The sequence below is a fragment of the Exiguobacterium sp. s57 genome (assembly GCF_018617685.1).
GTDB lineage: Bacteria > Bacillota > Bacilli > Exiguobacteriales > Exiguobacteriaceae > Exiguobacterium > Exiguobacterium marinum.
In genome coordinates, this window is record NZ_JACSKR010000008.1 from 1 (window position 1) to 21,613 (window position 21,613).

Genomic DNA, 21,613 nt, shown 5'->3' on the forward strand with positions numbered 1-21,613 from the left:
AGAATTTGATATAGCTCTTAAATTGACGAAGCTTGCGCTTCATTCAAAAATTGTAAAACTTTTTTTGCCTCATCGTTCAGTTTTCAAAGACCAAATTGTTGTCGTGTTAGCGACTTTTTAATAATAGCGATTTGACTTATGAAAGTCAACCACTTTTTATTATTTTTTTACTCCCTAATGTTTTTCTGCGTGAACAACATCAGCGACGTTTATTAATATATCAGTATCCTAAAAAATCGTCAACAATTTTTCTAAAAAAACTTTATTTTTTTTGCATCCACTTAATCAAAACACAAAATCGGTCGCTGAATCGCTCCAAATGACAAAGAACGATCCACGACCGATTAAATTTTATGATGACTTAGACGGCATCTGTTTTTTCGTTTTTTTCTTCGCCACTTCAGACGAAGCCGGTTCAGTGACTTGCCCCGTCTGTTGAAAGCGATGAAGCATCAATACTTGATAGGCATTCGCGAACACTAATGTTGCAAGGGCCGGCCAGAGTAATGGAATTTCATCCGTTGTTTGAAGGGCCGGAATCCATTCAATCAAAGTAATGACGGTCATTAAGAAAAGTGTCGGGATGAAAGCACTCATATTCGTTTGTTTCGCTTTACTCGCAGCAACTACCCAAGCGACAATTAATAACACAAGCATCTCGCCGATATAACGCCACATGTGATCATTTCCAAATGCGAGCATCCGTAAATAAACGGCATCAAAGATCGCAAAGGCGATTAACAACACCTGGACGCGATTCCATAGACGTGGCCCTCGGAATAAATCAAGACCGACCCGATGGATGATCAAATAGGCGAAGAAGCCCATCATACTGATCCCGGTCCATGTGCTCGAGTAACTAAGCGCAGTGACAATTGCCTCCCAAGACTGACTGACTAAATAACCCGGGTTCGCTAACAAGTTCATAAGGAACCCGAACAACGTCCCAAAAACGAGCGTTGTCCAAAACAAACGTAAAAATCCTTGTACTTTCATCTCTCACCGATTCACCCTTCTATTTGTTTAATGACTGCTTGCGCTAACTCGTCATACGTATGCTCAAATGGATGACCATCCCGATAGACAGAAGGTGCGAAGTCCTCTTCATTGTCATACGGTTGGCCAAGCGGAATTTGAGCAAGCAACTTACTCTTCAGTGCTTCTGATAGTTTTTCTCCACCACCATAACCGAATACGTATTCTTTTTCGCCTGTCAGTTTACTTTCGAAATAAGCCATGTTCTCAATGATACCTAGTAGTTTATGGTTCGTTTTAATCGCCATTGCCCCAGCACGAGCAGCAACGAAAGCAGCTGTCGCGTGAGGTGTCGTCACAATCAACTCCTGGCATGATGGGAGCATCGAATGGATATCAAGTGCGACATCCCCCGTTCCTGGCGGTAAGTCGAGCAATAGATAGTCTAGGTCGCCCCACTCGACGTCATTGAAGAAGTTATTTAACATTTTTCCGAGCATCGGTCCACGCCAGATAACGGGTGCATTGTCTTCAACGAAAAAGCCCATTGAAATGACCTTCACACCGAAACGCTCGACTGGAATGATCTTTTCGCCGCGAACAACTGGTCGTTCTTCGATGCCAAGCATATCCGGAACACTAAATCCGTAAATGTCCGCATCGATCAATCCAACCTTCTTGCCCGCTCGCGCAAGCGCGACCGCTAAGTTGACAGACACTGTAGATTTCCCTACGCCACCCTTACCTGAAGCGATGGCGATAAATGTCGTCCCTGAATTCTCACGAAGAATCGCCGGCTTTGTCGCTTCCTTCAAACTTTCGTCGTTCAATGCTTCAAAGCGAAGTCCAACCGTCTTAAAGCCTTTCCCCTTGAGCAATGTGACAATCTCTTGTTGTAATTGAAGCTGTTCCCCGCTCCCTGTTTGTCCGAGTGCCACTTTCACACTGACATAATCTTCTTTAATGCGGATGTCTTTTACCCCCGCTGTATCTCCAAGCGTTCGGTTGATCGTTGGATCAACGAGCCCCGCCAATTCCTCGCGTACTTGCTCTACTGTAAGCATATCGCTTCCCCCTTCTAACTGTTTCGATATCAGTATATCAAAAAAAGCGTTTTCTTGACGGCTTCGGAATCGACTATTTCAAACAAAAAACTCTCCACCCGAAAGGATGGAGAGTTCGAACCACACCGCGAAGATTAACGCTTCGAGAATTGTGGTGCGCGACGTGCTGCTTTAAGACCGTATTTTTTACGTTCTTTCATACGAGCGTCACGAGTTAAGAAGCCTTTTTCTTTGAGGCTTGGACGGAATTCTGGGTCCGCTTGAAGAAGCGCACGTGATACACCGTGGCGAATCGCTCCAGCTTGTCCAGTATATCCACCACCGTTAACGTTAACGATTACATCGTATTTTCCTTCTGTTTCAGTCAATACGAGTGGTGATTTAGCCATCATGATCAAAGTCTCATGACCGAAGTATTCTGAGATATCGCGGCCATTTACAACAACTTTACCGTCACCTGCAACGAGGTGAACGCGAGCCACCGAGTGTTTGCGGCGGCCTGTTCCGTAGTAACGTACATCTGCCATCGTTTAGTTCCTCCCTGTGTCTCGATTAACCGCGAAGTTCGTAAACTTCTGGTTTTTGTGCTTCATGCTTGTGTTCAGTTCCAGCGTAAACGTGGAGTTTGTTGAATTGTTGACGACCGAGTGATCCTTTTGGAAGCATCCCTTTGATCGCGAGTTCAAGCATACGCTCTGGACGTTTTGCGAGAAGCTCTTTTGCAGTTTGTGATTTCAAGCCGCCTGGATGACCTGAATGACGGTAGTAGATCTTGTCATTCAACTTGTTACCAGTCAATTTGATTTTCTCAGCGTTGATGATGATGACGTGGTCTCCGCAATCAACGTGTGGTGTGAAAGTCGGCTTGTGCTTACCGCGAAGAAGTGAAGCTACTTCACTAGTCAAACGACCAAGTGTTTTGCCTTCTGCGTCGATAAGGAGCCATTTGCGTTCTACTTCAGATGCTTTAGCCATGAATGTTGTGCGCATGTGGAATACCTCCTAGAAATGTCTGTTCACTTAATTTTTTGATGCTTTATCATAATCCTAGTTTACGGGGCTAAGATTGTGGTTCATCTCTAAATTTGAAAATGAAATGCCAATGAATATAATACGATTTTATAGAAGGAATGTCAATCTACTTTTTCATAATTCACATTCCACAAATATAAACCATGCGGGGGCGCGGTTATTCCCGCCATACGGCGGTCTCTCGCCTCCAACATTTGTGCGATGTCGGCAGGCTCATACTTGCCTCGCCCTATCTCGATGACTGTCCCTACCATAATTCGCACTTGATTGTACAAAAAGCCAGAACCCACGAAACGAAATATGATCTCATCATCTACTTCTAACACTTCCGTTTCATAGATAGTACGAACACGATCCTCGACCTCCGCCTTCGTCACTGAGAACGAAGTGAAGTCATGTGTTCCTACTAACAGCTTCATTGCTTGACACATCGACTCTAGGTTTAGCGTGTAAGTAACGGTCGCAGCATAGTGTCGTCGAAACGGGTCCTCGGTCTTACGAATATAGTAGCGATATTCTTTTCGCTTGGCCCCGTAGCGAGCATGGAACAGAGCATCAGCCTCTTCAGCCTGTTTGACATGGATATCATCCGGCAACATCGCGTTTAGCGCTTTGACGAATCGTTCCGCAGGCATCTGTAGCGACGTATCAAAGTGAATCACTTGTCCTAAGGCATGGACGCCGGCGTCTGTACGACCTGAAGCGACGATTTTTACCGGTTGACGATGCATGCGTGCTAACACCGTCTCAATCTCAGCCTGAACCGTATTGCCGTTCGGTTGTACTTGATATCCCGCATAGTTGGTCCCGTCATAGGCAACTGTCAATTTAATTCGTCTCATCCAATCCCTCTCAATCCAAACAATATGAGTGTCAGTACGACAAAGATAAACAACACCATCGTGTCACGCGTATGCCACTCCATCTCGCGCAATCTCGTCCTTCCTTCACCCCCACGGTAGCCACGCGCTTCCATAGCTGTAGCGAGGTCCTCAGCACGCTTAAACGCTGAGATGAATAATGGGATTAGTAACGGAATAACTCCTTTCAATCGAGACTTCCATGGACCGCTCATCAAATCGACGCCCCGTGCTTGTTGCGCTTTCATAATGCGGTCCGTCTCGTCCGCAAGAGTCGGTAGGAAACGGAGCGAGATGGAGAGCATTAATGCAATCTCATGGGCAGGCACACGAATCCGTTCGAATGGCCGGAGACCAGCTTCAATCGAGTCGGTTAATTCCATCGGTGTCGTCGTCAATGTCACGAGCGTCGTCAACATGACGAGATAGAAGAATCGGAGCGAGACGATCAGGCCCATGCGAACCCCTTCCGAATAAATTGCAACCGGTCCGAATTCGAAGAGGAGGGTGCCGTCACGATTGAATAACAACTGCAAGACCAATGTGAAGACGATTAAAAATAAAATCATGCGTAGCCCGTTCCATAAGTAGCGCCACGATAACTGCGATAGTTTGACCACAAACAACGTGAAAGACAGCAGAAACAAGTTCGTCCATAAATTATCTGCTAAAAAGACGACCGGGATGAACCCTAAAATGAAGAGCGTCTTCGCACGTGCATCGAGTGAGTGGAGCCACGAATGTCCCGGTATATATTGACCGATAATCATGTCGCTCCCCCTTTCAACCGTTCCGCGACCCAATCCGCCAGTTCGCTCTCAGTGCGTACGAGTGGAATTACAGTTTCTCCAAAAGCCGGTGCCATATCGCGGGCGAATCGTAAAACGTGCGGGATGTCGAGCTGGAGACGTCGCACGAGCGTCTCGTCTTGGAACAGGTCAAACGGATCTCCGTCAAACGCCACCTCGCCGCGCTCCATCACCACGACGCGTTCCGCATAGGCGAGCACATCATCCATATCGTGCGAAACGAGAATAAGTGTCAGATTCAATTCTTCTCGTAACCGTTTGAATAAGGCAAGCATATCCCGTCTTCCAATCGGATCGAGACCTGCTGTCGGTTCATCGACGATAAGGACGTCAGGACGACTCGCCAAGACCCCTGCAATCGCAACACGGCGCATTTGTCCGCCCGAGAGATCAAATGGGGAACGTTCCCAAAGTGATTCATCCAAACCAACGAGGCGAAGGGCTTCATGGGCACGTTCTTTCGCTTCGGCATCTGTCGCGCCAAAATTGCGCGGACCGAACATGACGTCGCGTTCGACCGTCTCTTCAAACAATTGATGTTCGGGATATTGAAAGACGAGCCCAACGCGACGCCGAAGCGGCAAGAGATTCTGCTTTTTATCACGACGCGAACGAATCGGTGTGACGGTGATGTCATCGACTACCACACGCCCGTCTGTCGGTCGTAATAATCCGTTCATATGTTGAACAAGCGTCGATTTCCCTGAGCCTGTATGCCCAAGAAACGCAACAAGCGCTCCCGACGGAATGGTTACATTCACATCGCGCAGCGCGGTTCGTTCAAACGGAGTATTGATTTGATATTGATATGTTACTTCTTCAATGCGTATCGGCATAGATGGTTCACCAACTCCGAATGTTGTAGCATCAAACGATCGAGTGGAATGCCACGCTCCTTCAGTTCGAGTTGCATCCGAACGATAAACGGGACATCTAATTGGATGTCACGAAGCGCATCTGGATGTTGAAACACGTCTTCAGGTGTACCGGTCATCGCAATCTTACCTTTCGATAATGCAATGATACGGTCGGCAAACAACACTTCGTCGAGCTCGTGTGTAATAGCGACAACCGTCATCCCTTCCGAGACGAGCTGTCGTACCGTTTGTAATACCTCTTGTCGCCCGATTGGGTCGAGCATCGAGGTCGCTTCATCGAGCACGAGGACACGCGGGCGCATTGCGAGAGCCGCAGCTATCGCAACGCGCTGCTTTTGTCCACCGGATAACTGATGCGGTTCACGGTCCGCTAGTTCCGATAATCCAACGCGCGCTAGACTGTCATCAATTCGACGAACCATTTCTTGACGTGGAAGTTCCATGTTTTCGAGAGAAAATGCCACATCATCGCGCACGGTCGCCCCAACAAATTGATTGTCGGGATTTTGAAAGACGACCCCAATCCGCGTCCGAACGTCCCACACGTCTGCGGCGTTCGACGGATCGAGTGTCTCGACGTGGACTTCCCCCTGTTCAGGAATGAGAAGTCCGTTCCACAATTTCGTCAGTGTCGACTTGCCAGAACCATTATGGCCGACAATCGCAAGCCATTCCCCTTTGTACACATCGAGCGATAGGCCGTTAAGTGCCGGCTCAGATTGTCCAGGGTAATGAAATACGACATCCCGTACCATAATTTGTGCTTCCATAGGTCGACTCCTTTCTTATGTGGAAACAGGGCACTACGTCACCGCATGCCCTGTCGACTGCCTAATGAATTAGACGAGTTCGATGATTACAACTTCTGCACCATCACCGCGGCGTGGGCCGACTTTCATGATGCGCGTGTATCCACCTTGACGTTCAGCGTAGCGTGGTGCCACGTCTTCGAACAATTTTTGGATAGCGTCTTTTTCTCCAGCGTTCTCTTTACGAACGAATGAAGCTACTTGACGACGGGCATGAAGATCGCCACGTTTCCCAAGAGTGATCAATTTTTCAACGACTGGGCGAAGTTCTTTCGCTTTTTGTTCAGTTGTTTGAATGCGCTCGTTGATGATTAGGTCAGTTGCAAGATCACGCAAAAGCGCCTTGCGTTGCGAGCTTGTACGGCCAAGTTTCGAATAAGCCATTACATTTCCCTCCTTCGGTTGAACTTAGTCTTCTTTACGCAAGCCCAAACCGAGTTCGTCCAACTTGTGTTGAACTTCTTCGAGTGATTTACGTCCGAGGTTACGAACTTTCATCATCTCTTCCTCTGATTTGTTTGCGAGTTCTTGAACAGTGTTGATGCCAGCGCGCTTCAAGCAGTTGTACGAACGAACTGAGAGATCGAGTTCTTCAATCGTCATTTCGAGTACTTTTTCTTTTTGGTCTTCTTCTTTCTCGACCATAATTTCTGCATTGAGAGCTTCATCTGTCAAACCAACGAAGATGTTCAAGTGTTCCGTCAAAATTTTAGCCCCTAATGATACAGCTTCTTCCGGACGAATTGAACCATCTGTCCACACGTCTAATAAAAGCTTATCGAAGCTAGCGTCCTGACCGACACGTGTTTTGTCTACTTCGTAGTTCACGCGTTGAATCGGTGTATAGATCGAATCGATTGGAATGACACCAATCGGCATATCATCACGTTTGTTATCTTCTGCCTGGACGTAACCACGACCACGGCGAGCAGTCAAACGCATGCGAAGCGTCGCATTGTCAGCGAGAGTCGCGATGTAGAGCTCAGGATTCAAGATTTCAACGTCGCTATCATGGGTAATGTCTGCCGCAGTGACAGCACCGGCACTTGAAACGTTAATCTCAAGCGTTTTCTCTTCTTCCGAGTACACTTTTAGTGCTAACTTCTTGAGGTTTAGTACGATTTGAGTGACATCTTCGACGACACCGTCAATCGTAGAGAACTCGTGAAGCACGCCATCGATTTGAACCGCTGTTACCGCTGCACCTGGGAGCGATGACAATAGAATTCGACGTAGTGAGTTACCGAGAGTAGTGCCATATCCACGTTCAAGCGGTTCTACTACGAATTTACCAAACGTAGCGTCCTCGCTGATTTCGACCGTTTCGATCTTTGGTTTTTCAATCTCGATCATCTGAACCCCTCCTTGAGTATATCCTGCCGTGCAGTTTGAACTGCTAAAGTATATGCTGTCGTGCTAGGTAAACCCTTCACACGTTCAAGCGATTATACGCGGCGACGTTTCGGAGGGCGGCAACCGTTGTGCGGAACTGGAGTTACGTCACGGATTGCAGTAACTTCAAGACCAGTAGCTTGGAGTGCACGGATAGCCGCTTCACGTCCAGCACCAGGACCTTTAACGTTAACTTCTACTGTACGCATACCGTTGTCCATTGCAACTTTCGCTGCAGTTTCAGCAGCCAATTGTGCTGCGAATGGAGTCGATTTACGTGATCCTTTAAATCCAAGGTTACCAGAAGTAGCCCATGAGATCGCGTTACCTTGCGTGTCAGTGATTGTGATGATTGTGTTGTTGAATGTAGAACGGATGTGTACCACACCGACTTCAACATGTTTTTTAACTTTACGTTTAGAACGTACGTTTTGCTTACGTTTCGCCATTGTTCAATTCCCTCCTTTACTTCTTCTTGTTCGCTACTGTACGGCGTGGGCCTTTACGAGTACGCGAGTTGTTCTTCGTGTTTTGACCGCGAACAGGGAGACTACGGCGATGACGGATACCGCGGTATGCGCCGATCTCGATCAAACGTTTGATGTTAAGTGAAACTTCACGACGAAGGTCACCTTCAACTTTGATTCCGTCAATTGCTTCACGGATACGGTTGAGTTCATCTTCAGTAAGGTCGCGTGTGCGTGTCTCTTCAGAAACGTTAGCTGCCTTCAAAATTTCTTGTGCTTTTGTTTTACCAATACCATAGATGTATGTGAGCGAAATAACGATACGTTTTTCGCGTGGAATATCTACACCAGCAATACGTGCCATGTGTGCACCTCCTCTGAAATTAACCTTGTTTTTGTTTGTGTTTCGGGTTTTCGCAAATTACCATTACTTTACCCTTACGACGAATGACTTTACATTTTTCGCAAATCGGTTTTACCGACGGTCTTACTTTCATGAGTATACCCTCCTCCTGGAAAAATCGGAGTTACTTATAACGGTACGTAATCCGCCCGCGAGTCAAGTCGTATGGAGACAACTCAACAGTTACGCGGTCACCTGGAAGGATCCGAATGTAGTGCATCCGAATTTTCCCTGAGACGTGCGCGAGCACCGTGTGGCCGTTTTCTAACTCCACTTTAAACATTGCGTTCGGAAGTGGTTCGACAACAGTGCCTTCCACTTCAATGACATCTTGTTTCGCCATCATTTATTCCCCTTTCTATATGAAAATCTTTAGGAGCACAGACGATCTATTGCCATCTACTGTGAGAGAAGGATCCTTGACGGATCAGTATGGAACAATAGAGCCTCATTCACCGGAATCGAGTTTCGTTAAAATCTCGTATCCATCGTCTGTGATGGCGATGGTGTGCTCAAAGTGGGCGCACATGCTACCGTCCACTGTGACAACTGTCCAGTTATCAGTCAGTGTTCGAACATAGCGTTGACCAGCGTTCACCATTGGTTCAATGGCTAACGTCATCCCAGTCTTCAGGCGCGGCCCTTTCCCCGGTGGACCATAGTGTGGAATTTGCGGCTCTTCATGCAAATCTTGTCCAACACCATGACCGACGTATTCGCGGACGACAGAGAAATCATTTGATTCAACATATGCTTGAATCGCATGCGAAATATCTGTCAATCGCCCTCCAGCCTTGGCGTGCTCCAATCCTTTATACAGACTTTCTTCGGTTACGTCAAGTAGCCGCTGTGTCTCTTCTGAGATTGTTCCCACTGGATAAGTCCAAGCGGAATCTCCATGATATCCATTGTAGTAGGCACCGATATCGATTGAGATGATATCTCCATCTTTCAATACCCGTTTTCCTGGAATGCCATGAACAAGCTCTTCGTTCACCGAAGCACAAACACTACCGGTAAAACCGTTGTAGCCTTTGAACGATGGTGTCGCACCTTGGCTGCGAATGTAATCTTCCGCAATCCGGTCGAGCTCAAGCGTCGTGATTCCTGGTTTAATGTGCTGTTTGAGCACCTGGTGCGTTCGAGCAACAATTTGCCCAGCCTCACGCATAATCGCAATTTCACGAGGCGTCTTCGTGATGATCATTCAGTATCACCAAGTAATGCTTTGACATCGGCATACACGACATCGATTGGACGATCTCCATCCAATGTACGAAGATACCCTTTTTCAGCGTAAAAGTCAATGAGTGGTTTCGATTGCTCGATGTTGACGTCAAGGCGACGGCGAACCGTTTCCTCTTTATCGTCTTCACGTTGCATAAGAGCCGACCCATCCACATCACAGATGCCTTCCACTTTTGGTGGGTTGAAGATCACATGATATGTCGCGCCACACGTTGGGCAGATCCAACGACCTGTCAAGCGTGGAACGAGAATTTCCGCATCCACATCGATGTTGACGACGTGGTCAATCTGTTTCCCCAAATCTTTAAGCAAACTTTCGAGTGCCTCTGCTTGAGCAACAGTACGCGGGAATCCATCGAGTAAGAAACCTTTTTCTGTGTCATCTTGACTAAGACGTTCCCGTACGATTCCGATTGTTACCTCATCCGGTACGAGTTCACCTTTATCCATGAATGACTTAGCTTCTTTACCGAGTGGCGTTCCGCCTTTGATTGCCGCACGAAACATGTCGCCTGTCGAAATGTGAGGGATTTGGTACTCTTCTACAATTTTAGCAGCTTGAGTCCCTTTCCCAGCACCCGGTAAGCCCATGAGTACTAGATTCATCTCGGTTAGCCTCCAGTTTTGATTTTCACGAAGATCTCGTAAACACGACAGGAAGGAAGGGTTGACCCTTCCTTCCGCTTTAACGGATAAAGCCTTTATAGTGTCGTTTTACAAGTTGACTCTCGATTTGTTTCATCGTTTCGAGGGCTACCCCGATGACGATCAATAAGCTCGTTCCTCCGATTTGAACGGAAGTTGGAAGACCGGCAAGCTTAATGAAGATTGTCGGCATGATCGCCACGAACGATAAGAAAATCGCTCCGAAGAAAGTCAATCGATACAGCAACTTCGTGATGTACTGTTCTGTTTGCGCCCCAGGACGAATCCCAGGAATATAACCACCTTGCTTCTGCAAGTTTTCTGCCATCTGCTCTGGATTCACCTGAACAAATGTATAGAAGTAAGAGAACGCAATGATTAACGCAACATAAATCGACATTCCGATTGGCGCCGTCGTGTCAAAGTACGTTTGTAATTTTTGCGTTGTCTCTGGAGAAGCAATGAAGCTTGCAACAGTTGGCGGTGTTACCATGAAGGAAATCGCGAAGATTACCGGGATAACACCTGCTGCGTTTAGCTTGATTGGCAAGTGCGTCGACTGTCCGCCCACTGGGGTACGGTTTGCCGTGCGTTTTGCATATTGGATTGGGATTTTGCGTGCCGCTTGTTGAACATAAATGATCCCAACCGTCACGGCCAAAATCACAAGGGCCAATACAACCAAGTAAACGATATTAATGAACAATGCATCTCCAGCGTTTTGGAGTTTTGTTTCATAAACCTGCGTAAAGATTCTTGGGAACCCGGCGACGATACCCGCGAAGATGATGATGGAAATACCATTCCCAACACCTTTCTCCGTTGTCATTTCACCAAGGAACATCAAGAACGCTGTACCCGCAGTGAGTACAATCGCGATCACAAAGTAAGTTGCCGTTCCCCATGTCTCATTGACGAGACCTGGGTACAGGCGGTTAAATCCAAACGACAATGATGTCGCTTGAACAAAGCCTAAGATGATCGTCCCATAGCGCGTGACCGTCGCTAACTTTTTACGGCCCGCCTCTCCTTGTTTGGCCCATTCGGCAAACTTTGGAACGACGTCCATTTGTAAAAGTTGCACAACGATCGATGCCGTGATGTACGGCATGATCCCCATTGCGAACAAGGAGAAGTTCTGTAAAGCATTTCCTCCAAACAAGTTCAAGAAGTCAAGAAGACCTCCTGAGTCAAAACGCAACACATCCGTATTCACCATCGGCACCGGGATATGAGCCCCGATGCGGAAAATGATGATGATTGCGAGTGTGAAGAGAATACGCTGTCGAATATCTTTCACGCGCCACATATTGGAGATCGTCTGAAACATCAGATCACCTCAACTGTACCGCCAGCTGCTTCGATCGCTTCTTTCGCTGCACCCGAGAACTTGTTGGCTTTTACAGTCAATTTAGTTTCAAGCTTGCCGTTGGCAAGAACTTTGATTCCGTCTTTAGCAGAGCTGACAACACCAGTCTCAATTAAGAGTTCTGGAGTAACTTCAGTACCTGCTTCGAAACGGTTAAGCGTGTCTAGGGAAACAACCGCATACTCTTTACGAGTTGGGTTGTTGAAACCGCGTTTTGGAAGACGACGGTAAAGTGGATTTTGTCCACCTTCAAATCCTGGACGAACGCCACCGCCCGAACGAGCTTTTTGACCTTTGTGTCCACGACCAGAAGTTTTACCGTTACCAGTCGCCATTCCGCGACCGACACGGTTACGTTCGTGACGTGAACCTGGAGTTGGCTTCAATTCATGGAGTTTCATAGTGGCACCTCCTTATTTATTAAAATCTTTATTATTCGTTGATTTCTTTTACAGTCACAAGGTGCGACACTTTGTTGATCATACCGCGCATCGCGACGTTGTCAGGGACAACGACCGTTTGATGCATTTTACGAAGACCGAGTGTACGTACAGTAACACGCTGACCTTCCGGACGACCAATAGTGCTGCGTGTGAGGGTGATTGCGAGTTTCGCCATGTCTAGTTCCCTCCCTTAGTTAAGAAGTTCTTCTACGCTTTTACCACGTAGTTTAGCAACTTCCTCTGCTTTTTTGAGCTCTGTCAAGCCTTGAACCGTCGCACGGACGATGTTGATCGGTGTGTTTGAACCTAACGATTTCGAAAGGATGTCACCTACACCTGCAAGTTCGAGCACCGCACGAACTGGACCACCAGCGATAACCCCAGTACCTTCAGAAGCTGGTTTCATGAATACACGACCTGCTCCGAATACTCCTGTGATTTCGTGTGGAATTGTTGTACCAACCATAGGTACTTGTACCATGTTTTTCTTAGCGGCTTCAATAGCCTTGCGAATCGCTTCTGGCACCTCTTGTGCCTTACCTGTACCGAAACCGACGTGACCATTTTTGTCACCTACGACTACGAGAGCAGCAAAACGGAAGCGGCGGCCACCTTTTACGACTTTCGCGACGCGGTTTACGGTAACAACGCGTTCTTCAAGTTGTTCCATGTTAACGTCTAACTGGCGCATCGAGTGTCCCCTCCTTTTTATTAGAATTTAAGACCTGCTTCACGAGCTGCTTCTGCAACAGCTTTGACGCGGCCATGATAGAGGTATCCACCACGGTCGAACACAACTGTGTCGATACCTTTCTCGAGTGCACGTTCTGCAGCAAGTTTACCAACAGCTTTCGCTGCTTCAACGTTACCGCCATTTGTAAGATCGAGAGCTTTATCTTTCGAAGATGCAGACACAAGCGTTGTTTGTGCCGCGTCATCGATAAGTTGAACGTAAATGTGTTTGCTCGAACGGAATACGTTCAAACGTGGACGAGCTGCCGTCCCCGTGATCGTACGACGTACGCGAGCATGACGCTTTTTACGAACTGCATTTTTATCTGCTTTTGTGATCATTTATGCCACTCCTTTCCGTTCATTTCGTGACGAATTACTTACCAGTCTTACCTTCTTTACGGCGAATACGTTCATCAGAGTAACGAACACCTTTACCTTTGTAAGGTTCTGGAGCACGGTACGAGCGGATTTGAGCAGCAACGTGACCGACGCGCTCTTTGTTAATCCCTTTTACGATGATTTGCGTGTTTGAAGGAACTTCGATTTCGATACCTTCCTCAGCAACGTACTCGATTGGGTGCGAGTAACCGAGGTTGAGGACGAGTTTGTTACCTTGCTTCGTAGCACGGTAACCAACCCCCGAGATCTCAAGTGTTTTTTGGAATCCGTTCGACACACCTTGTACCATGTTGGCAATAAGGGCACGTGTCGTACCGTGAATTGTACGGCTTTCTTTCGATTCGTCTGGACGAACAACCGTCAATTCGTTCTCTTCAATTTTGATTTCCAATGCCGGGTTAGCTGAAAGCGAAAGTTCACCTTTAGCACCTTTTACTGTGACCGTGTTGTCATTAGCAACTGTTACAGTAACGCCAGCAGGAATCGTAACTGGTTTTTTACCAATACGTGACATTGATTACACCTCCGTTCTTGTTAGAAAAGTGACTTACCAGATGTAGGCGAGCACTTCGCCGCCGACTTGTTGTTGGCGAGCTTCTTTATCAGTCATAAGACCTTTAGATGTCGAAAGAACTGCGATTCCGAGTCCTCCGAGTACTTTTGGTACTTCATCAGCTTTTGCGTATACACGAAGACCTGGTTTCGAAATACGTTTGAGACCAGTGATTACACGTTCGTTGCTTGCTCCATATTTAAGGAAAAGACGAAGTGTACCTTGTTTAGCGTCCTCGATATATTCAACATCGCGAATGAAACCTTCACGCTTAAGGATTTCAGCGATCTCACGTTTAATGTTCGAAGCTGGGAGCTCCATTTTTTCATGGCGAACCATGTTAGCGTTACGGATACGTGTAAGCATATCTGCAATAGGGTCTGTCATTACCATGCGATGTACCTCCTTTCACACTGTTAGTGGATTACCAGCTTGCTTTTTTAACACCAGGGATTTGACCTTTGTATGCAAGATCACGGAACTTGATACGGCTGATCCCGAATTTACCCATGTAACCATGCGGACGACCTGTGATGCTGCAACGGTTGTGCAAGCGTACAGGTGACGAGTTACGTGGCAATTTGCTGAGTCCGATATAATCGCCTTCAGCTTTCAACTTCGCACGCTTTTCAGCGTACTGGGCAACGAGTTTCTCGCGTTTAAGTTCGCGATTCACCATTGACTTTTTAGCCATGTTGTCGACCTCCCTTTAGATTATTTTTGGAATGGCATACCGAGAAGTGTGAGTAATTCACGTGCTTCTTCGTCTGTGTTTGCTGTTGTAACAACAACGATGTCCATACCGCGTACTTTAGATACTTTATCGTAATCGATCTCAGGGAAAATAAGTTGCTCTTTCACGCCAAGCGTGTAGTTACCGCGTCCGTCGAATGCTTTCTTCGATACACCGCGGAAGTCACGTACACGTGGAAGTGAAACAGTTACCAATTTGTCGAGGAAATCGTACATACGCTCGCCACGAAGTGTAACCTTCGCACCGATTGGCATACCTTCACGAAGCTTGAAACCAGCGATTGATTTCTTCGCTTTCGTTACGAGTGGTTTTTGACCAGAAAGAATTGATAATTCTTCCACTGCCATGTCAAGTGCTTTCGAGTTCGAAACAGCATCACCTACACCCATGTTGATGACGATCTTTTCGATTTTCGGTACTTGCATGACTGAGTCATAGTTGAATTTATCCATCATCGCTTTCACGATGTCGCTTTTATACTTCTCTTGCAAACGGTTCATAGTCGAATGGACCTCCTTTCGTCACGTTCTTCTTATTTATCGAGTACTTCGCCCGATTTCGCGACACGAACTTTTTTACCATCGACTACTTTGAAACCAACACGAGTTGGTTTGCCAGTTTTAGGGTCGAGTGGCATTACGTTCGAGACGTGAATTGGTGCTTCGATCTCAAGGATCCCGCCTTGTGGATTCGCTTGTGATGGTTTCGCGTGTTTTTTCATCACGTTTACACCTTCAACCAATACGCGGTTCTTGCTTGGCATAGCTTTGAGGATAACCCCTTGCTTGCCTTTATCTTTACCAGACATTACCTGGACTGTATCGCCTTTTTTAACATGCATCGTTTGCGCACCTCCTTATAGGATTGAAATTGGAAATTAAAGTACTTCCGGTGCCAACGAAACGATCTTCATGAATTCTTTTTCACGAAGTTCACGTGCAACTGGCCCGAAGATCCGTGTGCCGCGTGGGCTCTTGTCATCTTTGATAATGACTGCTGCGTTCTCATCGAAACGGATGTACGAACCATCTTTACGACGAGCGCCGCGTTTTGTACGAACGACAACTGCTCTGACAACGTCACCTTTTTTAACAACGCCACCTGGTGTTGCTTGTTTTACCGTTGCGACGATAACGTCACCGATGTTTGCAGTCTTACGACCAGAACCACCGAGAACCTTAATTGTCAACAGTTCACGCGCGCCAGAGTTGTCTGCTACTTTCAAGCGAGATTCTTGTTGAATCATGCGAGTGTACCTCCCTCCGGATGTTTAATAAATCCGAACTGTTATTAGATGATTACTGATTCTTCTACTACTGTTACAAGACGGAAACGTTTGTCTTTAGAAAGAGGACGTGTTTCCGCGATGCGAACGATATCGCCCACTTTAGCGACGTTGTTCTCATCGTGTGCTTTATATTTTTTCGTGTAGTTTACACGTTTGCCATAAAGTTTATGACGAACCTTTGTTTCTACTGCGACGACGATCGTTTTGTCCATTTTGTCAGACACGACGCGACCAGTGAACACTTTACGGTTGTTGCGTTCCATGAGTGTTACCTCCTCTCAAGAATCCGATGTAATTAGGCGTTGTTGATGCCGAGTTCGCGTTCACGAAGAATCGTTTTAGCACGCGCAATCGACTTGCGTACTTCACGGATACGAGCAGGATTCTCAAGCTGACCTGTAGCAAGTTGGAAGCGCAGGTTAAAGAGTTCTTCTTTCCACTCGCCCACTTTACCGTTGAGCTCTTCAGTTGTTGATTGACGGAGATCAGTTGCTTTCATTCGTATCACCACCATTTTCTTCACGTTTCACGAACTTACATTTCACTGGAAGTTTGTGCGATGCAAGACGAAGTGCCTCACGTGCCACTTCCTCAGATACACCTGCGATTTCGAACATTACTTTGCCAGGCTTAACTACAGCTACCCAGCCTTCTGGAGCACCTTTACCCGAACCCATTCGGACTTCGAGAGGCTTTTTAGTGTAAGGTTTGTGTGGGAAGATCTTGATCCACACTTTACCACCACGTTTCATATAACGTGTCATTGCAATACGTGCTGATTCGATTTGACGGTTTGTAATCCAGCTCGCTTCGAGAGCTTGGAGACCGAACTCACCGAAGTGTACAGTTGTGCCGCGTTTAGCGTTCCCGCGCATTTTACCACGGTGTACACGGCGATATTTCACGCGTTTAGGTAACAACATAGTGTGTTGCCTCCTTCCTGAAAGAGTGTTTATTATTCAGCGTTTTTCGCTGTGTTGTTTTTTGTTGGAAGAACTTCACCGTGGTATAACCAAACTTTTACGCCGATTTTACCGTAAGTTGTGTCAGCTTCAGCTGTTCCGTAGTCGATGTCGGCACGGAGTGTGTGAAGTGGAACTGTTCCTTCCGAGTATTTCTCTGAACGAGCGATATCAGCGCCACCAAGACGACCAGAAACTTCTGTTTTGATCCCTTTGATGCCTGTGCGCATCGAACGTTGAATTGATTGTTTCATTGCACGACGGAATGATACACGACCTTCCAATTGACGAGCAATGTTTTCTGCTACAAGCTTCGCTACAGCGTCAGCATTTTTCACTTCAACAACGTTGATGTGAACGCGTTTTCCGTCAGCGAGTTTTGTGATGTGTTTACGGAGTGATTCGATTTCAGAACCACCTTTACCGATTACCATACCTGGCTTCGCAGTGTGAAGCGAAATGTTCACGCGGTTTGCAGCGCGTTCGATTTCAACTTTAGAAACACTAGCATCCTTCATTTTGTTTTCGATGTATTCACGAATAACGAAGTCTTCATGAAGGAGATCAGCGTAGTCTTTCTCAGCGTACCAACGCGAATCCCAGTCTTTGATAACACCAACGCGAAGACCGTGCGGATTTACCTTTTGACCCACTACATATCCCTCCTTATTTCTCAGTTACCACGATGTGGATGTGGCTTGTGCGTTTGTTAATGCGGCTTGCGCGACCCATCGCACGTGGGCGGAAGCGTTTGAGTGTTGGACCTTCGTTGACAAAAGCTTCTGTTACAACAAGGTTCTCAATGTTCATATCGTAGTTGTGCTCTGCGTTAGCAATCGCTGATTTTAATACTTTCTCAACGACTGGCGATGCTGCCTTGTTTGTGTGAGCAAGGACAGAGAGCGCTTCGCCGACTTGTTTCCCGCGAATTAAGTCTACAACGAGACGTGCTTTGCGAGGAGCAAGACGGACCATATTAGCTGATGCTTTAGCTTGCATGGATTTGACCTCCCCTCAAATTACCGTTTCGTTTTCTTGTCTGATCCGTGACCTTTGTACGTGCGTGTTGGAGCGAATTCACCAAGTTTGTGACCAACCATGTCTTCTGTCACGAATACTGGTACGTGTTTACGACCATCGTGTACACCGAACGTGTGACCCATGAATTCTGGGAAGATCGTCGAGCGACGTGACCAAGTTTTGATGACTTGCTTCTCACCAGATTCGTTGATTTTATCAACTTTAGCGAGCAAGTGGTGATCTGCGAATGGACCTTTTTTCAAGCTGCGACCCATGTTAGAACCTCCCTTTGGAATGATTCGGGAACGGTCCTTTCGAACCGCCCGAGAATCATGTAGTAATTATTTCTTACGGCGACGAAGGATGTACATGTCGCTCGATTTGTTTTTCTTACGAGTTTTAAGACCAAGAGCTGGTTTACCCCAAGGAGTAAGTGGGCCCGTACGACCGATTGGCGCACGACCTTCACCACCACCGTGTGGGTGATCAACCGGGTTCATTACAGAACCACGTACTGTTGGGCGTTTGCCTAACCAACGTGAACGTCCTGCTTTACCGATGTTTACGAGTTCGTGTTCTTCGTTACCAACTGAACCGATTGTCGCGCGGCAAGTGCCGAGGAACAAACGTGATTCACCTGATTGAAGACGAACGATGACGTACTTGCCGTCACGTCCTTGGATTTGTGCCGATGCACCAGCCGCACGAACTAGCTGACCGCCTTTACCAGGCTTAAGCTCGATGTTGTGGATTGTTGTACCGACAGGGATGTTTACGAGTGGAAGAGCGTTCCCCACTTTGATATCCGCTTCAGGACCAGACATGATTTCCATGCCCACTTTGATGCCCTTAGGAGCGAGGATGTAACGTTTCTCACCATCTACATAGTTGATGAGTGCGATGTTAGCTGAACGGTTTGGATCGTATTCGATCGTTGACACACGTCCTGCAACGCCATCTTTGTTACGTTTGAAATCGATGATACGGTATTTACGCTTGTGACCGCCACCTTGGTGACGAACAGTCAAGCGACCTTGGTTGTTACGTCCGCCTTTTTTCGAAAGCTTTTCAGTTAACGATTTTTCAGGGCGATTCGTTGTAATCTCTGCAAAATCAAGAGATGTCATGTTACGACGACCGTTAGTGGTCGGCTTAAACTTTTTGATTGCCATCGAGGATTCCCTCCTTTTCTTCTAAGGTAGTTAATTAACCGAGGAAGTCGATTGTGTTGCCTTCAGCAAGAGTTACGATCGCTTTTTTACGGCGAGCTGTGTAACCAGCGTGACGACCGACACGTTTCGCTTTCGGTTTGTAGTTCATTGTGTTTACCGAAGCAACTTTCACGTTGAAGATTGTTTCGATAGCGTGTTTTACTTGCGATTTAGTCGCTTTTACGTCGATTTCGAAAACGTATTTGTTAGCTTCCATGAGGCTAACTGAACGTTCAGTAATGATCGGACGTTTGATGATATCGTATGCTTGTGCCATTATGCAAGCACCTCCTCTACCTTCGCAACCGCATCTTTAGTGAAGATGACTTTGTCGTTAGCAACGAGGTCAAGAACGTTTACGCCTGCTGCGTCGATCACAGTCACTCCTGGGATGTTACGAGCTGCGAGAGCGATAGTCTCATTGTAGTCCGCTGTGACTACAAGAGCCTTACGTTCTACTGATAGGCTGTTGAGTACAGCAGCCATATCTTTTGTTTTTGGTGCATCGAAAGCAAGGCCTTCGAGGACGATGAATTCGTTGTTTTGTACTTTCGACGAAAGTGCCGAGAGAAGTGCTAAACGACGAACTTTCTTAGGAAGTTTGTAAGAGTATGAACGTGGTGTTGGACCGAAGACTGTACCACCACCAACCCATTGTGGTGAGCGGATAGAACCTTGGCGCGCACGACCAGTTCCCTTTTGTTTCCATGGTTTACGGCCGCCACCGCGTACTTCCGAGCGACCTTTCGTATCGTGAGTACCTTGACGGCGTGATGCTTGTTGCATGACGATTGCGTCGTAAAGTACTGATTCGTTTGGCTCGATTCCGAAGATGGCTTCTGCCAATTCGATTTCGCCAACTTGTGAACCTGTTTGGTTAAGCAAAGCTACTTTAGGCATTCGTAATTCCTCCTTTCCGTGCAGTTAATTAGTTACCTTTGACCGCTGTTTTGATGATGACGTTCGATTTACGAGCGCCTGGAATAGCACCTTTCACGAGGAGAAGGCCGCGTTCCACATCAACTTTAACGATTTCAAGGTTTTGAATTGTTTTACGCTCTCCACCCATTTGACCAGGAAGAAGTTTCCCTTTGAATACGCGGTTAGGAGCGACAGGACCCATCGAACCAGGACGACGGTGGTAGCGCGAACCGTGAGCCATTGGTCCACGTGATTGTCCGTGACGCTTGATCGCACCTTGGAATCCTTTACCTTTCGATGTACCTGTAACGTCTACTAATTCACCTGCAGCGAAAATGTCTGCCTTAATCTCTTGACCGATTTCGTATCCTTCTACTGAAGTACGAACTTCTTTGATGAAGCGCTTAGGTGTCGCGTTTGCTTTCGCAGCGTGACCTTTTGATGGTTTGTTTTGACGTGATTCTTTGATGTCTCCGAAACCAAGTTGAACTGCTTCGTAACCGTCTGTATCAACTGTTTTAAGTTGAAGAACGACGTTACCTTCGACAGCAACTACTGTTACCGGTACAACTTCGCCTGCTTCGTTGAAGATTTGAGTCATACCAAGTTTTGTTCCTAAGATTCCTTTAGCCATGAGATACACCTCCTGTTAATAATTAATTGTCTCTTCTGGCTAGTATCTACTATATGAAGAATTAAAGTTTGATTTCGATGTCTACACCTGATGGTAACTCGAGACGCATAAGCGAATCGACTGTTTTCGGTGTTGGGTTTACGATGTCGATCAAGCGTTTGTGTGTACGCATTTCGAACTGCTCACGAGCATCTTTGTACTTGTGGACCGCACGAAGGATCGTGTAAATCGATTTTTCAGTTGGGAGCGGGATTGGACCCGATACCTTTGCACCTGAACGCTTCGCAGTTTCAACGATTTTCTCAGCTGATTGATCGAGAACGCGATGGTCATATGCTTTTAAACGAATACGAATTTTTTCATTTGCCATGTTTATTTCCCTCCTTTGTCGCCTACTTTAAAAATAGACAATTCTCCGCGGAAATTTCCACACCGGCCATGGCAATGCTGCCTGGCGTGTCATAACCTCCCGCTTCAACGCAGCGTGCTTGTGTCAGCAGAGGCATCCGATCATTGCAAATCAACGATTGGACCCATGTTCTGCTGTAAAGTCTCTCACCACTCGCACAAACACTTAATCATTATATCTAATCTGGTCATGGAATGCAAGATTAGATTTTTGAAGTCGCCGGTTGTCTGATGAGTTGCTCAACGTTCCCTAATGTAACAAGATTTACGAGCTTTTGCAAGTAAAAATTCATTCTTTTATTGAACTATTTTTTAAACGAACTCCCATGTCAAC

38 protein-coding genes are annotated in these 21,613 nt (G+C 46.7%); all 38 read right to left on the bottom strand.

Annotation, left to right across the window (positions count from 1 at the left end):
- Window positions 1-351 precede the first annotated feature (351 nt).
- On the bottom strand, window positions 352-972 hold the full coding sequence (locus KNO98_RS13870) for a KinB-signaling pathway activation protein (protein WP_235181820.1): 621 nt from the start codon (window positions 970-972) through the stop codon (window positions 352-354).
- A gap of 35 nt (window positions 973-1,007) precedes the next feature.
- On the bottom strand, window positions 1,008-2,039 hold the full coding sequence (locus tag KNO98_RS13875) for a P-loop NTPase (protein ID WP_026824853.1): 1,032 nt from the start codon (window positions 2,037-2,039) through the stop codon (window positions 1,008-1,010).
- Between the two features lie 134 nt (window positions 2,040-2,173).
- Complete coding sequence (rpsI, locus tag KNO98_RS13880) at window positions 2,174-2,566, bottom strand: 30S ribosomal protein S9 (protein ID WP_012727644.1); 393 nt, start codon at window positions 2,564-2,566, stop codon at window positions 2,174-2,176.
- 25 nt (window positions 2,567-2,591) lie between these two features.
- A complete protein-coding gene (gene rplM, locus KNO98_RS13885; protein WP_026824852.1) occupies window positions 2,592-3,029 on the bottom strand; it encodes a 50S ribosomal protein L13 in 438 nt (145 codons plus the stop codon).
- Window positions 3,030-3,172: 143 nt separating this feature from the next.
- A complete protein-coding gene (truA, locus tag KNO98_RS13890; protein WP_026824851.1) occupies window positions 3,173-3,913 on the bottom strand; it encodes a tRNA pseudouridine(38-40) synthase TruA in 741 nt (246 codons plus the stop codon).
- Window positions 3,910-4,701: an energy-coupling factor transporter transmembrane component T family protein gene (locus tag KNO98_RS13895; RefSeq protein ID WP_026824850.1), complete on the bottom strand. Its 792-nt coding sequence runs from the start codon at window positions 4,699-4,701 to the stop codon at window positions 3,910-3,912. The genes truA and KNO98_RS13895 overlap by 4 nt, the downstream gene beginning before the upstream one ends.
- Window positions 4,698-5,576 (bottom strand): energy-coupling factor transporter ATPase, encoded by an 879-nt coding sequence (locus tag KNO98_RS13900; RefSeq protein WP_026824849.1) that lies wholly within the window; start codon window positions 5,574-5,576, stop codon window positions 4,698-4,700. The genes KNO98_RS13895 and KNO98_RS13900 overlap by 4 nt, the downstream gene beginning before the upstream one ends.
- Window positions 5,552-6,388: an energy-coupling factor transporter ATPase gene (locus KNO98_RS13905; protein WP_214701467.1), complete on the bottom strand. Its 837-nt coding sequence runs from the start codon at window positions 6,386-6,388 to the stop codon at window positions 5,552-5,554. Before KNO98_RS13905 ends, KNO98_RS13900 begins: the two co-directional genes overlap by 25 nt.
- Before the next feature lie 69 nt (window positions 6,389-6,457).
- The gene (gene rplQ / locus KNO98_RS13910; RefSeq protein ID WP_012727650.1) at window positions 6,458-6,811 is read right to left on the bottom strand and encodes a 50S ribosomal protein L17; all 354 of its coding nucleotides are present in this window, start codon (window positions 6,809-6,811) and stop codon (window positions 6,458-6,460) included.
- A 24-nt stretch (window positions 6,812-6,835) separates the two neighbouring features.
- Window positions 6,836-7,780, bottom strand: coding sequence for a DNA-directed RNA polymerase subunit alpha (locus tag KNO98_RS13915; protein WP_026824847.1), 945 nt, complete (start codon window positions 7,778-7,780; stop codon window positions 6,836-6,838).
- A 92-nt stretch (window positions 7,781-7,872) separates the two neighbouring features.
- Window positions 7,873-8,268 (bottom strand): 30S ribosomal protein S11, encoded by a 396-nt coding sequence (gene rpsK, locus KNO98_RS13920; RefSeq protein WP_021066624.1) that lies wholly within the window; start codon window positions 8,266-8,268, stop codon window positions 7,873-7,875.
- A 16-nt stretch (window positions 8,269-8,284) separates the two neighbouring features.
- A complete protein-coding gene (gene rpsM / locus KNO98_RS13925; protein WP_012727653.1) occupies window positions 8,285-8,650 on the bottom strand; it encodes a 30S ribosomal protein S13 in 366 nt (121 codons plus the stop codon).
- A gap of 19 nt (window positions 8,651-8,669) precedes the next feature.
- Window positions 8,670-8,783, bottom strand: a complete 114-nt coding sequence (gene rpmJ, locus KNO98_RS13930; protein WP_003156543.1) for a 50S ribosomal protein L36 — start codon at window positions 8,781-8,783, stop codon at window positions 8,670-8,672.
- A gap of 30 nt (window positions 8,784-8,813) precedes the next feature.
- The gene (gene infA / locus KNO98_RS13935; protein WP_021066622.1) at window positions 8,814-9,032 is read right to left on the bottom strand and encodes a translation initiation factor IF-1; all 219 of its coding nucleotides are present in this window, start codon (window positions 9,030-9,032) and stop codon (window positions 8,814-8,816) included.
- 105 nt (window positions 9,033-9,137) lie between these two features.
- Complete coding sequence (gene map / locus KNO98_RS13940) at window positions 9,138-9,896, bottom strand: type I methionyl aminopeptidase (RefSeq protein ID WP_026824846.1); 759 nt, start codon at window positions 9,894-9,896, stop codon at window positions 9,138-9,140.
- Window positions 9,893-10,543 (bottom strand): adenylate kinase, encoded by a 651-nt coding sequence (locus KNO98_RS13945; RefSeq protein ID WP_012727656.1) that lies wholly within the window; start codon window positions 10,541-10,543, stop codon window positions 9,893-9,895. The genes map and KNO98_RS13945 overlap by 4 nt, the downstream gene beginning before the upstream one ends.
- 79 nt (window positions 10,544-10,622) lie before the next feature.
- Window positions 10,623-11,912 carry a preprotein translocase subunit SecY gene (gene secY / locus KNO98_RS13950; RefSeq protein WP_026824844.1) on the bottom strand — a complete coding sequence of 430 codons (1,290 nt, stop codon included), beginning with the start codon at window positions 11,910-11,912 and terminating at the stop codon, window positions 10,623-10,625.
- Window positions 11,912-12,352 (bottom strand): 50S ribosomal protein L15, encoded by a 441-nt coding sequence (gene rplO, locus KNO98_RS13955; RefSeq protein ID WP_012727658.1) that lies wholly within the window; start codon window positions 12,350-12,352, stop codon window positions 11,912-11,914. The genes secY and rplO overlap by 1 nt, the downstream gene beginning before the upstream one ends.
- Window positions 12,353-12,383: 31 nt before the next feature.
- Window positions 12,384-12,569, bottom strand: a complete 186-nt coding sequence (gene rpmD / locus KNO98_RS13960; protein WP_012727659.1) for a 50S ribosomal protein L30 — start codon at window positions 12,567-12,569, stop codon at window positions 12,384-12,386.
- Window positions 12,570-12,584: 15 nt separating this feature from the next.
- A complete protein-coding gene (gene rpsE / locus KNO98_RS13965; protein WP_012727660.1) occupies window positions 12,585-13,085 on the bottom strand; it encodes a 30S ribosomal protein S5 in 501 nt (166 codons plus the stop codon).
- A 20-nt stretch (window positions 13,086-13,105) separates the two neighbouring features.
- Window positions 13,106-13,468, bottom strand: a complete 363-nt coding sequence (gene rplR, locus KNO98_RS13970) for a 50S ribosomal protein L18 (protein WP_012727661.1) — start codon at window positions 13,466-13,468, stop codon at window positions 13,106-13,108.
- Between the two features lie 34 nt (window positions 13,469-13,502).
- Window positions 13,503-14,042, bottom strand: coding sequence for a 50S ribosomal protein L6 (gene rplF / locus KNO98_RS13975; RefSeq protein ID WP_026824843.1), 540 nt, complete (start codon window positions 14,040-14,042; stop codon window positions 13,503-13,505).
- A 33-nt stretch (window positions 14,043-14,075) separates the two neighbouring features.
- Window positions 14,076-14,474: a 30S ribosomal protein S8 gene (gene rpsH / locus KNO98_RS13980; protein WP_026824842.1), complete on the bottom strand. Its 399-nt coding sequence runs from the start codon at window positions 14,472-14,474 to the stop codon at window positions 14,076-14,078.
- Window positions 14,475-14,505: 31 nt separating this feature from the next.
- Complete coding sequence (gene rpsN / locus KNO98_RS13985) at window positions 14,506-14,775, bottom strand: 30S ribosomal protein S14 (RefSeq protein ID WP_012727664.1); 270 nt, start codon at window positions 14,773-14,775, stop codon at window positions 14,506-14,508.
- A 20-nt stretch (window positions 14,776-14,795) separates the two neighbouring features.
- Window positions 14,796-15,335, bottom strand: a complete 540-nt coding sequence (rplE, locus tag KNO98_RS13990; protein ID WP_026824841.1) for a 50S ribosomal protein L5 — start codon at window positions 15,333-15,335, stop codon at window positions 14,796-14,798.
- 32 nt (window positions 15,336-15,367) lie between these two features.
- Window positions 15,368-15,676 carry a 50S ribosomal protein L24 gene (rplX, locus tag KNO98_RS13995; RefSeq protein WP_026824840.1) on the bottom strand — a complete coding sequence of 103 codons (309 nt, stop codon included), beginning with the start codon at window positions 15,674-15,676 and terminating at the stop codon, window positions 15,368-15,370.
- Window positions 15,677-15,712: 36 nt separating this feature from the next.
- A complete protein-coding gene (rplN, locus tag KNO98_RS14000) occupies window positions 15,713-16,081 on the bottom strand; it encodes a 50S ribosomal protein L14 (protein WP_026824839.1) in 369 nt (122 codons plus the stop codon).
- A 44-nt stretch (window positions 16,082-16,125) separates the two neighbouring features.
- Window positions 16,126-16,386, bottom strand: coding sequence for a 30S ribosomal protein S17 (gene rpsQ / locus KNO98_RS14005; protein ID WP_012727668.1), 261 nt, complete (start codon window positions 16,384-16,386; stop codon window positions 16,126-16,128).
- A gap of 32 nt (window positions 16,387-16,418) precedes the next feature.
- Window positions 16,419-16,622 (bottom strand): 50S ribosomal protein L29, encoded by a 204-nt coding sequence (rpmC, locus tag KNO98_RS14010; RefSeq protein WP_026824838.1) that lies wholly within the window; start codon window positions 16,620-16,622, stop codon window positions 16,419-16,421.
- Window positions 16,609-17,046 carry a 50S ribosomal protein L16 gene (gene rplP, locus KNO98_RS14015; RefSeq protein ID WP_012727670.1) on the bottom strand — a complete coding sequence of 146 codons (438 nt, stop codon included), beginning with the start codon at window positions 17,044-17,046 and terminating at the stop codon, window positions 16,609-16,611. Before rplP ends, rpmC begins: the two co-directional genes overlap by 14 nt.
- A gap of 32 nt (window positions 17,047-17,078) precedes the next feature.
- Window positions 17,079-17,738: a 30S ribosomal protein S3 gene (rpsC, locus tag KNO98_RS14020; protein WP_026824837.1), complete on the bottom strand. Its 660-nt coding sequence runs from the start codon at window positions 17,736-17,738 to the stop codon at window positions 17,079-17,081.
- A 13-nt stretch (window positions 17,739-17,751) separates the two neighbouring features.
- The gene (rplV, locus tag KNO98_RS14025) at window positions 17,752-18,084 is read right to left on the bottom strand and encodes a 50S ribosomal protein L22 (protein WP_024372186.1); all 333 of its coding nucleotides are present in this window, start codon (window positions 18,082-18,084) and stop codon (window positions 17,752-17,754) included.
- Window positions 18,085-18,104: 20 nt separating this feature from the next.
- Window positions 18,105-18,380 (bottom strand): 30S ribosomal protein S19, encoded by a 276-nt coding sequence (gene rpsS / locus KNO98_RS14030; RefSeq protein WP_026824836.1) that lies wholly within the window; start codon window positions 18,378-18,380, stop codon window positions 18,105-18,107.
- A gap of 66 nt (window positions 18,381-18,446) precedes the next feature.
- Entirely contained in the window at window positions 18,447-19,277 is an 831-nt protein-coding gene (gene rplB, locus KNO98_RS14035; protein ID WP_026824835.1) for a 50S ribosomal protein L2, read from the bottom strand.
- Between the two features lie 34 nt (window positions 19,278-19,311).
- The gene (rplW, locus tag KNO98_RS14040) at window positions 19,312-19,593 is read right to left on the bottom strand and encodes a 50S ribosomal protein L23 (protein ID WP_026824834.1); all 282 of its coding nucleotides are present in this window, start codon (window positions 19,591-19,593) and stop codon (window positions 19,312-19,314) included.
- Window positions 19,593-20,216: a 50S ribosomal protein L4 gene (rplD, locus tag KNO98_RS14045; RefSeq protein WP_026824833.1), complete on the bottom strand. Its 624-nt coding sequence runs from the start codon at window positions 20,214-20,216 to the stop codon at window positions 19,593-19,595. Before rplD ends, rplW begins: the two co-directional genes overlap by 1 nt.
- Window positions 20,217-20,244: 28 nt before the next feature.
- Window positions 20,245-20,871: a 50S ribosomal protein L3 gene (gene rplC, locus KNO98_RS14050; RefSeq protein ID WP_026824832.1), complete on the bottom strand. Its 627-nt coding sequence runs from the start codon at window positions 20,869-20,871 to the stop codon at window positions 20,245-20,247.
- A 61-nt stretch (window positions 20,872-20,932) separates the two neighbouring features.
- Window positions 20,933-21,241: a 30S ribosomal protein S10 gene (gene rpsJ, locus KNO98_RS14055; protein ID WP_026824831.1), complete on the bottom strand. Its 309-nt coding sequence runs from the start codon at window positions 21,239-21,241 to the stop codon at window positions 20,933-20,935.
- Between the last annotated feature and the right edge of the window lie 372 nt (window positions 21,242-21,613).

Excerpts from the sequence above, each read along its gene's own strand:
- KNO98_RS13875 (WP_026824853.1), bottom strand. The coding sequence starts at position 2,039 with ATGCTTACAGTAGAGCAAGTACGCGAGGAATTGGCGGGGCTCGTTGAT.
- rpsI (WP_012727644.1), bottom strand. The coding sequence starts at position 2,566 with ATGGCAGATGTACGTTACTACGGAACAGGCCGCCGCAAACACTCGGTG.
- rplM (WP_026824852.1), bottom strand. The coding sequence starts at position 3,029 with ATGCGCACAACATTCATGGCTAAAGCATCTGAAGTAGAACGCAAATGG.
- truA (WP_026824851.1), bottom strand. The coding sequence starts at position 3,913 with ATGAGACGAATTAAATTGACAGTTGCCTATGACGGGACCAACTATGCG.
- KNO98_RS13895 (WP_026824850.1), bottom strand. The coding sequence starts at position 4,701 with ATGATTATCGGTCAATATATACCGGGACATTCGTGGCTCCACTCACTC.
- KNO98_RS13900 (WP_026824849.1), bottom strand. The coding sequence starts at position 5,576 with ATGCCGATACGCATTGAAGAAGTAACATATCAATATCAAATCAATACT.
- KNO98_RS13905 (WP_214701467.1), bottom strand. The coding sequence starts at position 6,388 with ATGGAAGCACAAATTATGGTACGGGATGTCGTATTTCATTACCCTGGA.
- rplQ (WP_012727650.1), bottom strand. The coding sequence starts at position 6,811 with ATGGCTTATTCGAAACTTGGCCGTACAAGCTCGCAACGCAAGGCGCTT.
- KNO98_RS13915 (WP_026824847.1), bottom strand. The coding sequence starts at position 7,780 with ATGATCGAGATTGAAAAACCAAAGATCGAAACGGTCGAAATCAGCGAG.
- rpsK (WP_021066624.1), bottom strand. The coding sequence starts at position 8,268 with ATGGCGAAACGTAAGCAAAACGTACGTTCTAAACGTAAAGTTAAAAAA.
- rpsM (WP_012727653.1), bottom strand. The coding sequence starts at position 8,650 with ATGGCACGTATTGCTGGTGTAGATATTCCACGCGAAAAACGTATCGTT.
- rpmJ (WP_003156543.1), bottom strand. The coding sequence starts at position 8,783 with ATGAAAGTAAGACCGTCGGTAAAACCGATTTGCGAAAAATGTAAAGTC.
- infA (WP_021066622.1), bottom strand. The coding sequence starts at position 9,032 with ATGGCGAAACAAGATGTCATTGAAGTGGAAGGCACTGTTGTCGAACCA.
- map (WP_026824846.1), bottom strand. The coding sequence starts at position 9,896 with ATGATCATCACGAAGACGCCTCGTGAAATTGCGATTATGCGTGAGGCT.
- KNO98_RS13945 (WP_012727656.1), bottom strand. The coding sequence starts at position 10,543 with ATGAATCTAGTACTCATGGGCTTACCGGGTGCTGGGAAAGGGACTCAA.
- secY (WP_026824844.1), bottom strand. The coding sequence starts at position 11,912 with ATGTTTCAGACGATCTCCAATATGTGGCGCGTGAAAGATATTCGACAG.
- rplO (WP_012727658.1), bottom strand. The coding sequence starts at position 12,352 with ATGAAACTCCATGAATTGAAGCCAACTCCAGGTTCACGTCACGAACGT.
- rpmD (WP_012727659.1), bottom strand. The coding sequence starts at position 12,569 with ATGGCGAAACTCGCAATCACCCTCACACGCAGCACTATTGGTCGTCCG.
- rpsE (WP_012727660.1), bottom strand. The coding sequence starts at position 13,085 with ATGCGCCAGTTAGACGTTAACATGGAACAACTTGAAGAACGCGTTGTT.
- rplR (WP_012727661.1), bottom strand. The coding sequence starts at position 13,468 with ATGATCACAAAAGCAGATAAAAATGCAGTTCGTAAAAAGCGTCATGCT.
- rplF (WP_026824843.1), bottom strand. The coding sequence starts at position 14,042 with ATGTCACGTATTGGTAAAAAACCAGTTACGATTCCTGCTGGCGTTACT.
- rpsH (WP_026824842.1), bottom strand. The coding sequence starts at position 14,474 with ATGGTAATGACAGACCCTATTGCAGATATGCTTACACGTATCCGTAAC.
- rpsN (WP_012727664.1), bottom strand. The coding sequence starts at position 14,775 with ATGGCTAAAAAGTCAATGGTGAATCGCGAACTTAAACGCGAGAAACTC.
- rplE (WP_026824841.1), bottom strand. The coding sequence starts at position 15,335 with ATGAACCGTTTGCAAGAGAAGTATAAAAGCGACATCGTGAAAGCGATG.
- rplX (WP_026824840.1), bottom strand. The coding sequence starts at position 15,676 with ATGCATGTTAAAAAAGGCGATACAGTCCAGGTAATGTCTGGTAAAGAT.
- rplN (WP_026824839.1), bottom strand. The coding sequence starts at position 16,081 with ATGATTCAACAAGAATCTCGCTTGAAAGTAGCAGACAACTCTGGCGCG.
- rpsQ (WP_012727668.1), bottom strand. The coding sequence starts at position 16,386 with ATGGAACGCAACAACCGTAAAGTGTTCACTGGTCGCGTCGTGTCTGAC.
- rpmC (WP_026824838.1), bottom strand. The coding sequence starts at position 16,622 with ATGAAAGCAACTGATCTCCGTCAATCAACAACTGAAGAGCTCAACGGT.
- rplP (WP_012727670.1), bottom strand. The coding sequence starts at position 17,046 with ATGTTGTTACCTAAACGCGTGAAATATCGCCGTGTACACCGTGGTAAA.
- rplV (WP_024372186.1), bottom strand. The coding sequence starts at position 18,084 with ATGCAAGCTAAAGCATCAGCTAATATGGTCCGTCTTGCTCCTCGCAAA.
- rpsS (WP_026824836.1), bottom strand. The coding sequence starts at position 18,380 with ATGGGTCGCAGCTTGAAAAAAGGTCCATTCGCAGATCACCACTTGCTC.
- rplB (WP_026824835.1), bottom strand. The coding sequence starts at position 19,277 with ATGGCAATCAAAAAGTTTAAGCCGACCACTAACGGTCGTCGTAACATG.
- rplW (WP_026824834.1), bottom strand. The coding sequence starts at position 19,593 with ATGGCACAAGCATACGATATCATCAAACGTCCGATCATTACTGAACGT.
- rplD (WP_026824833.1), bottom strand. The coding sequence starts at position 20,216 with ATGCCTAAAGTAGCTTTGCTTAACCAAACAGGTTCACAAGTTGGCGAA.
- rplC (WP_026824832.1), bottom strand. The coding sequence starts at position 20,871 with ATGGCTAAAGGAATCTTAGGAACAAAACTTGGTATGACTCAAATCTTC.
- rpsJ (WP_026824831.1), bottom strand. The coding sequence starts at position 21,241 with ATGGCAAATGAAAAAATTCGTATTCGTTTAAAAGCATATGACCATCGC.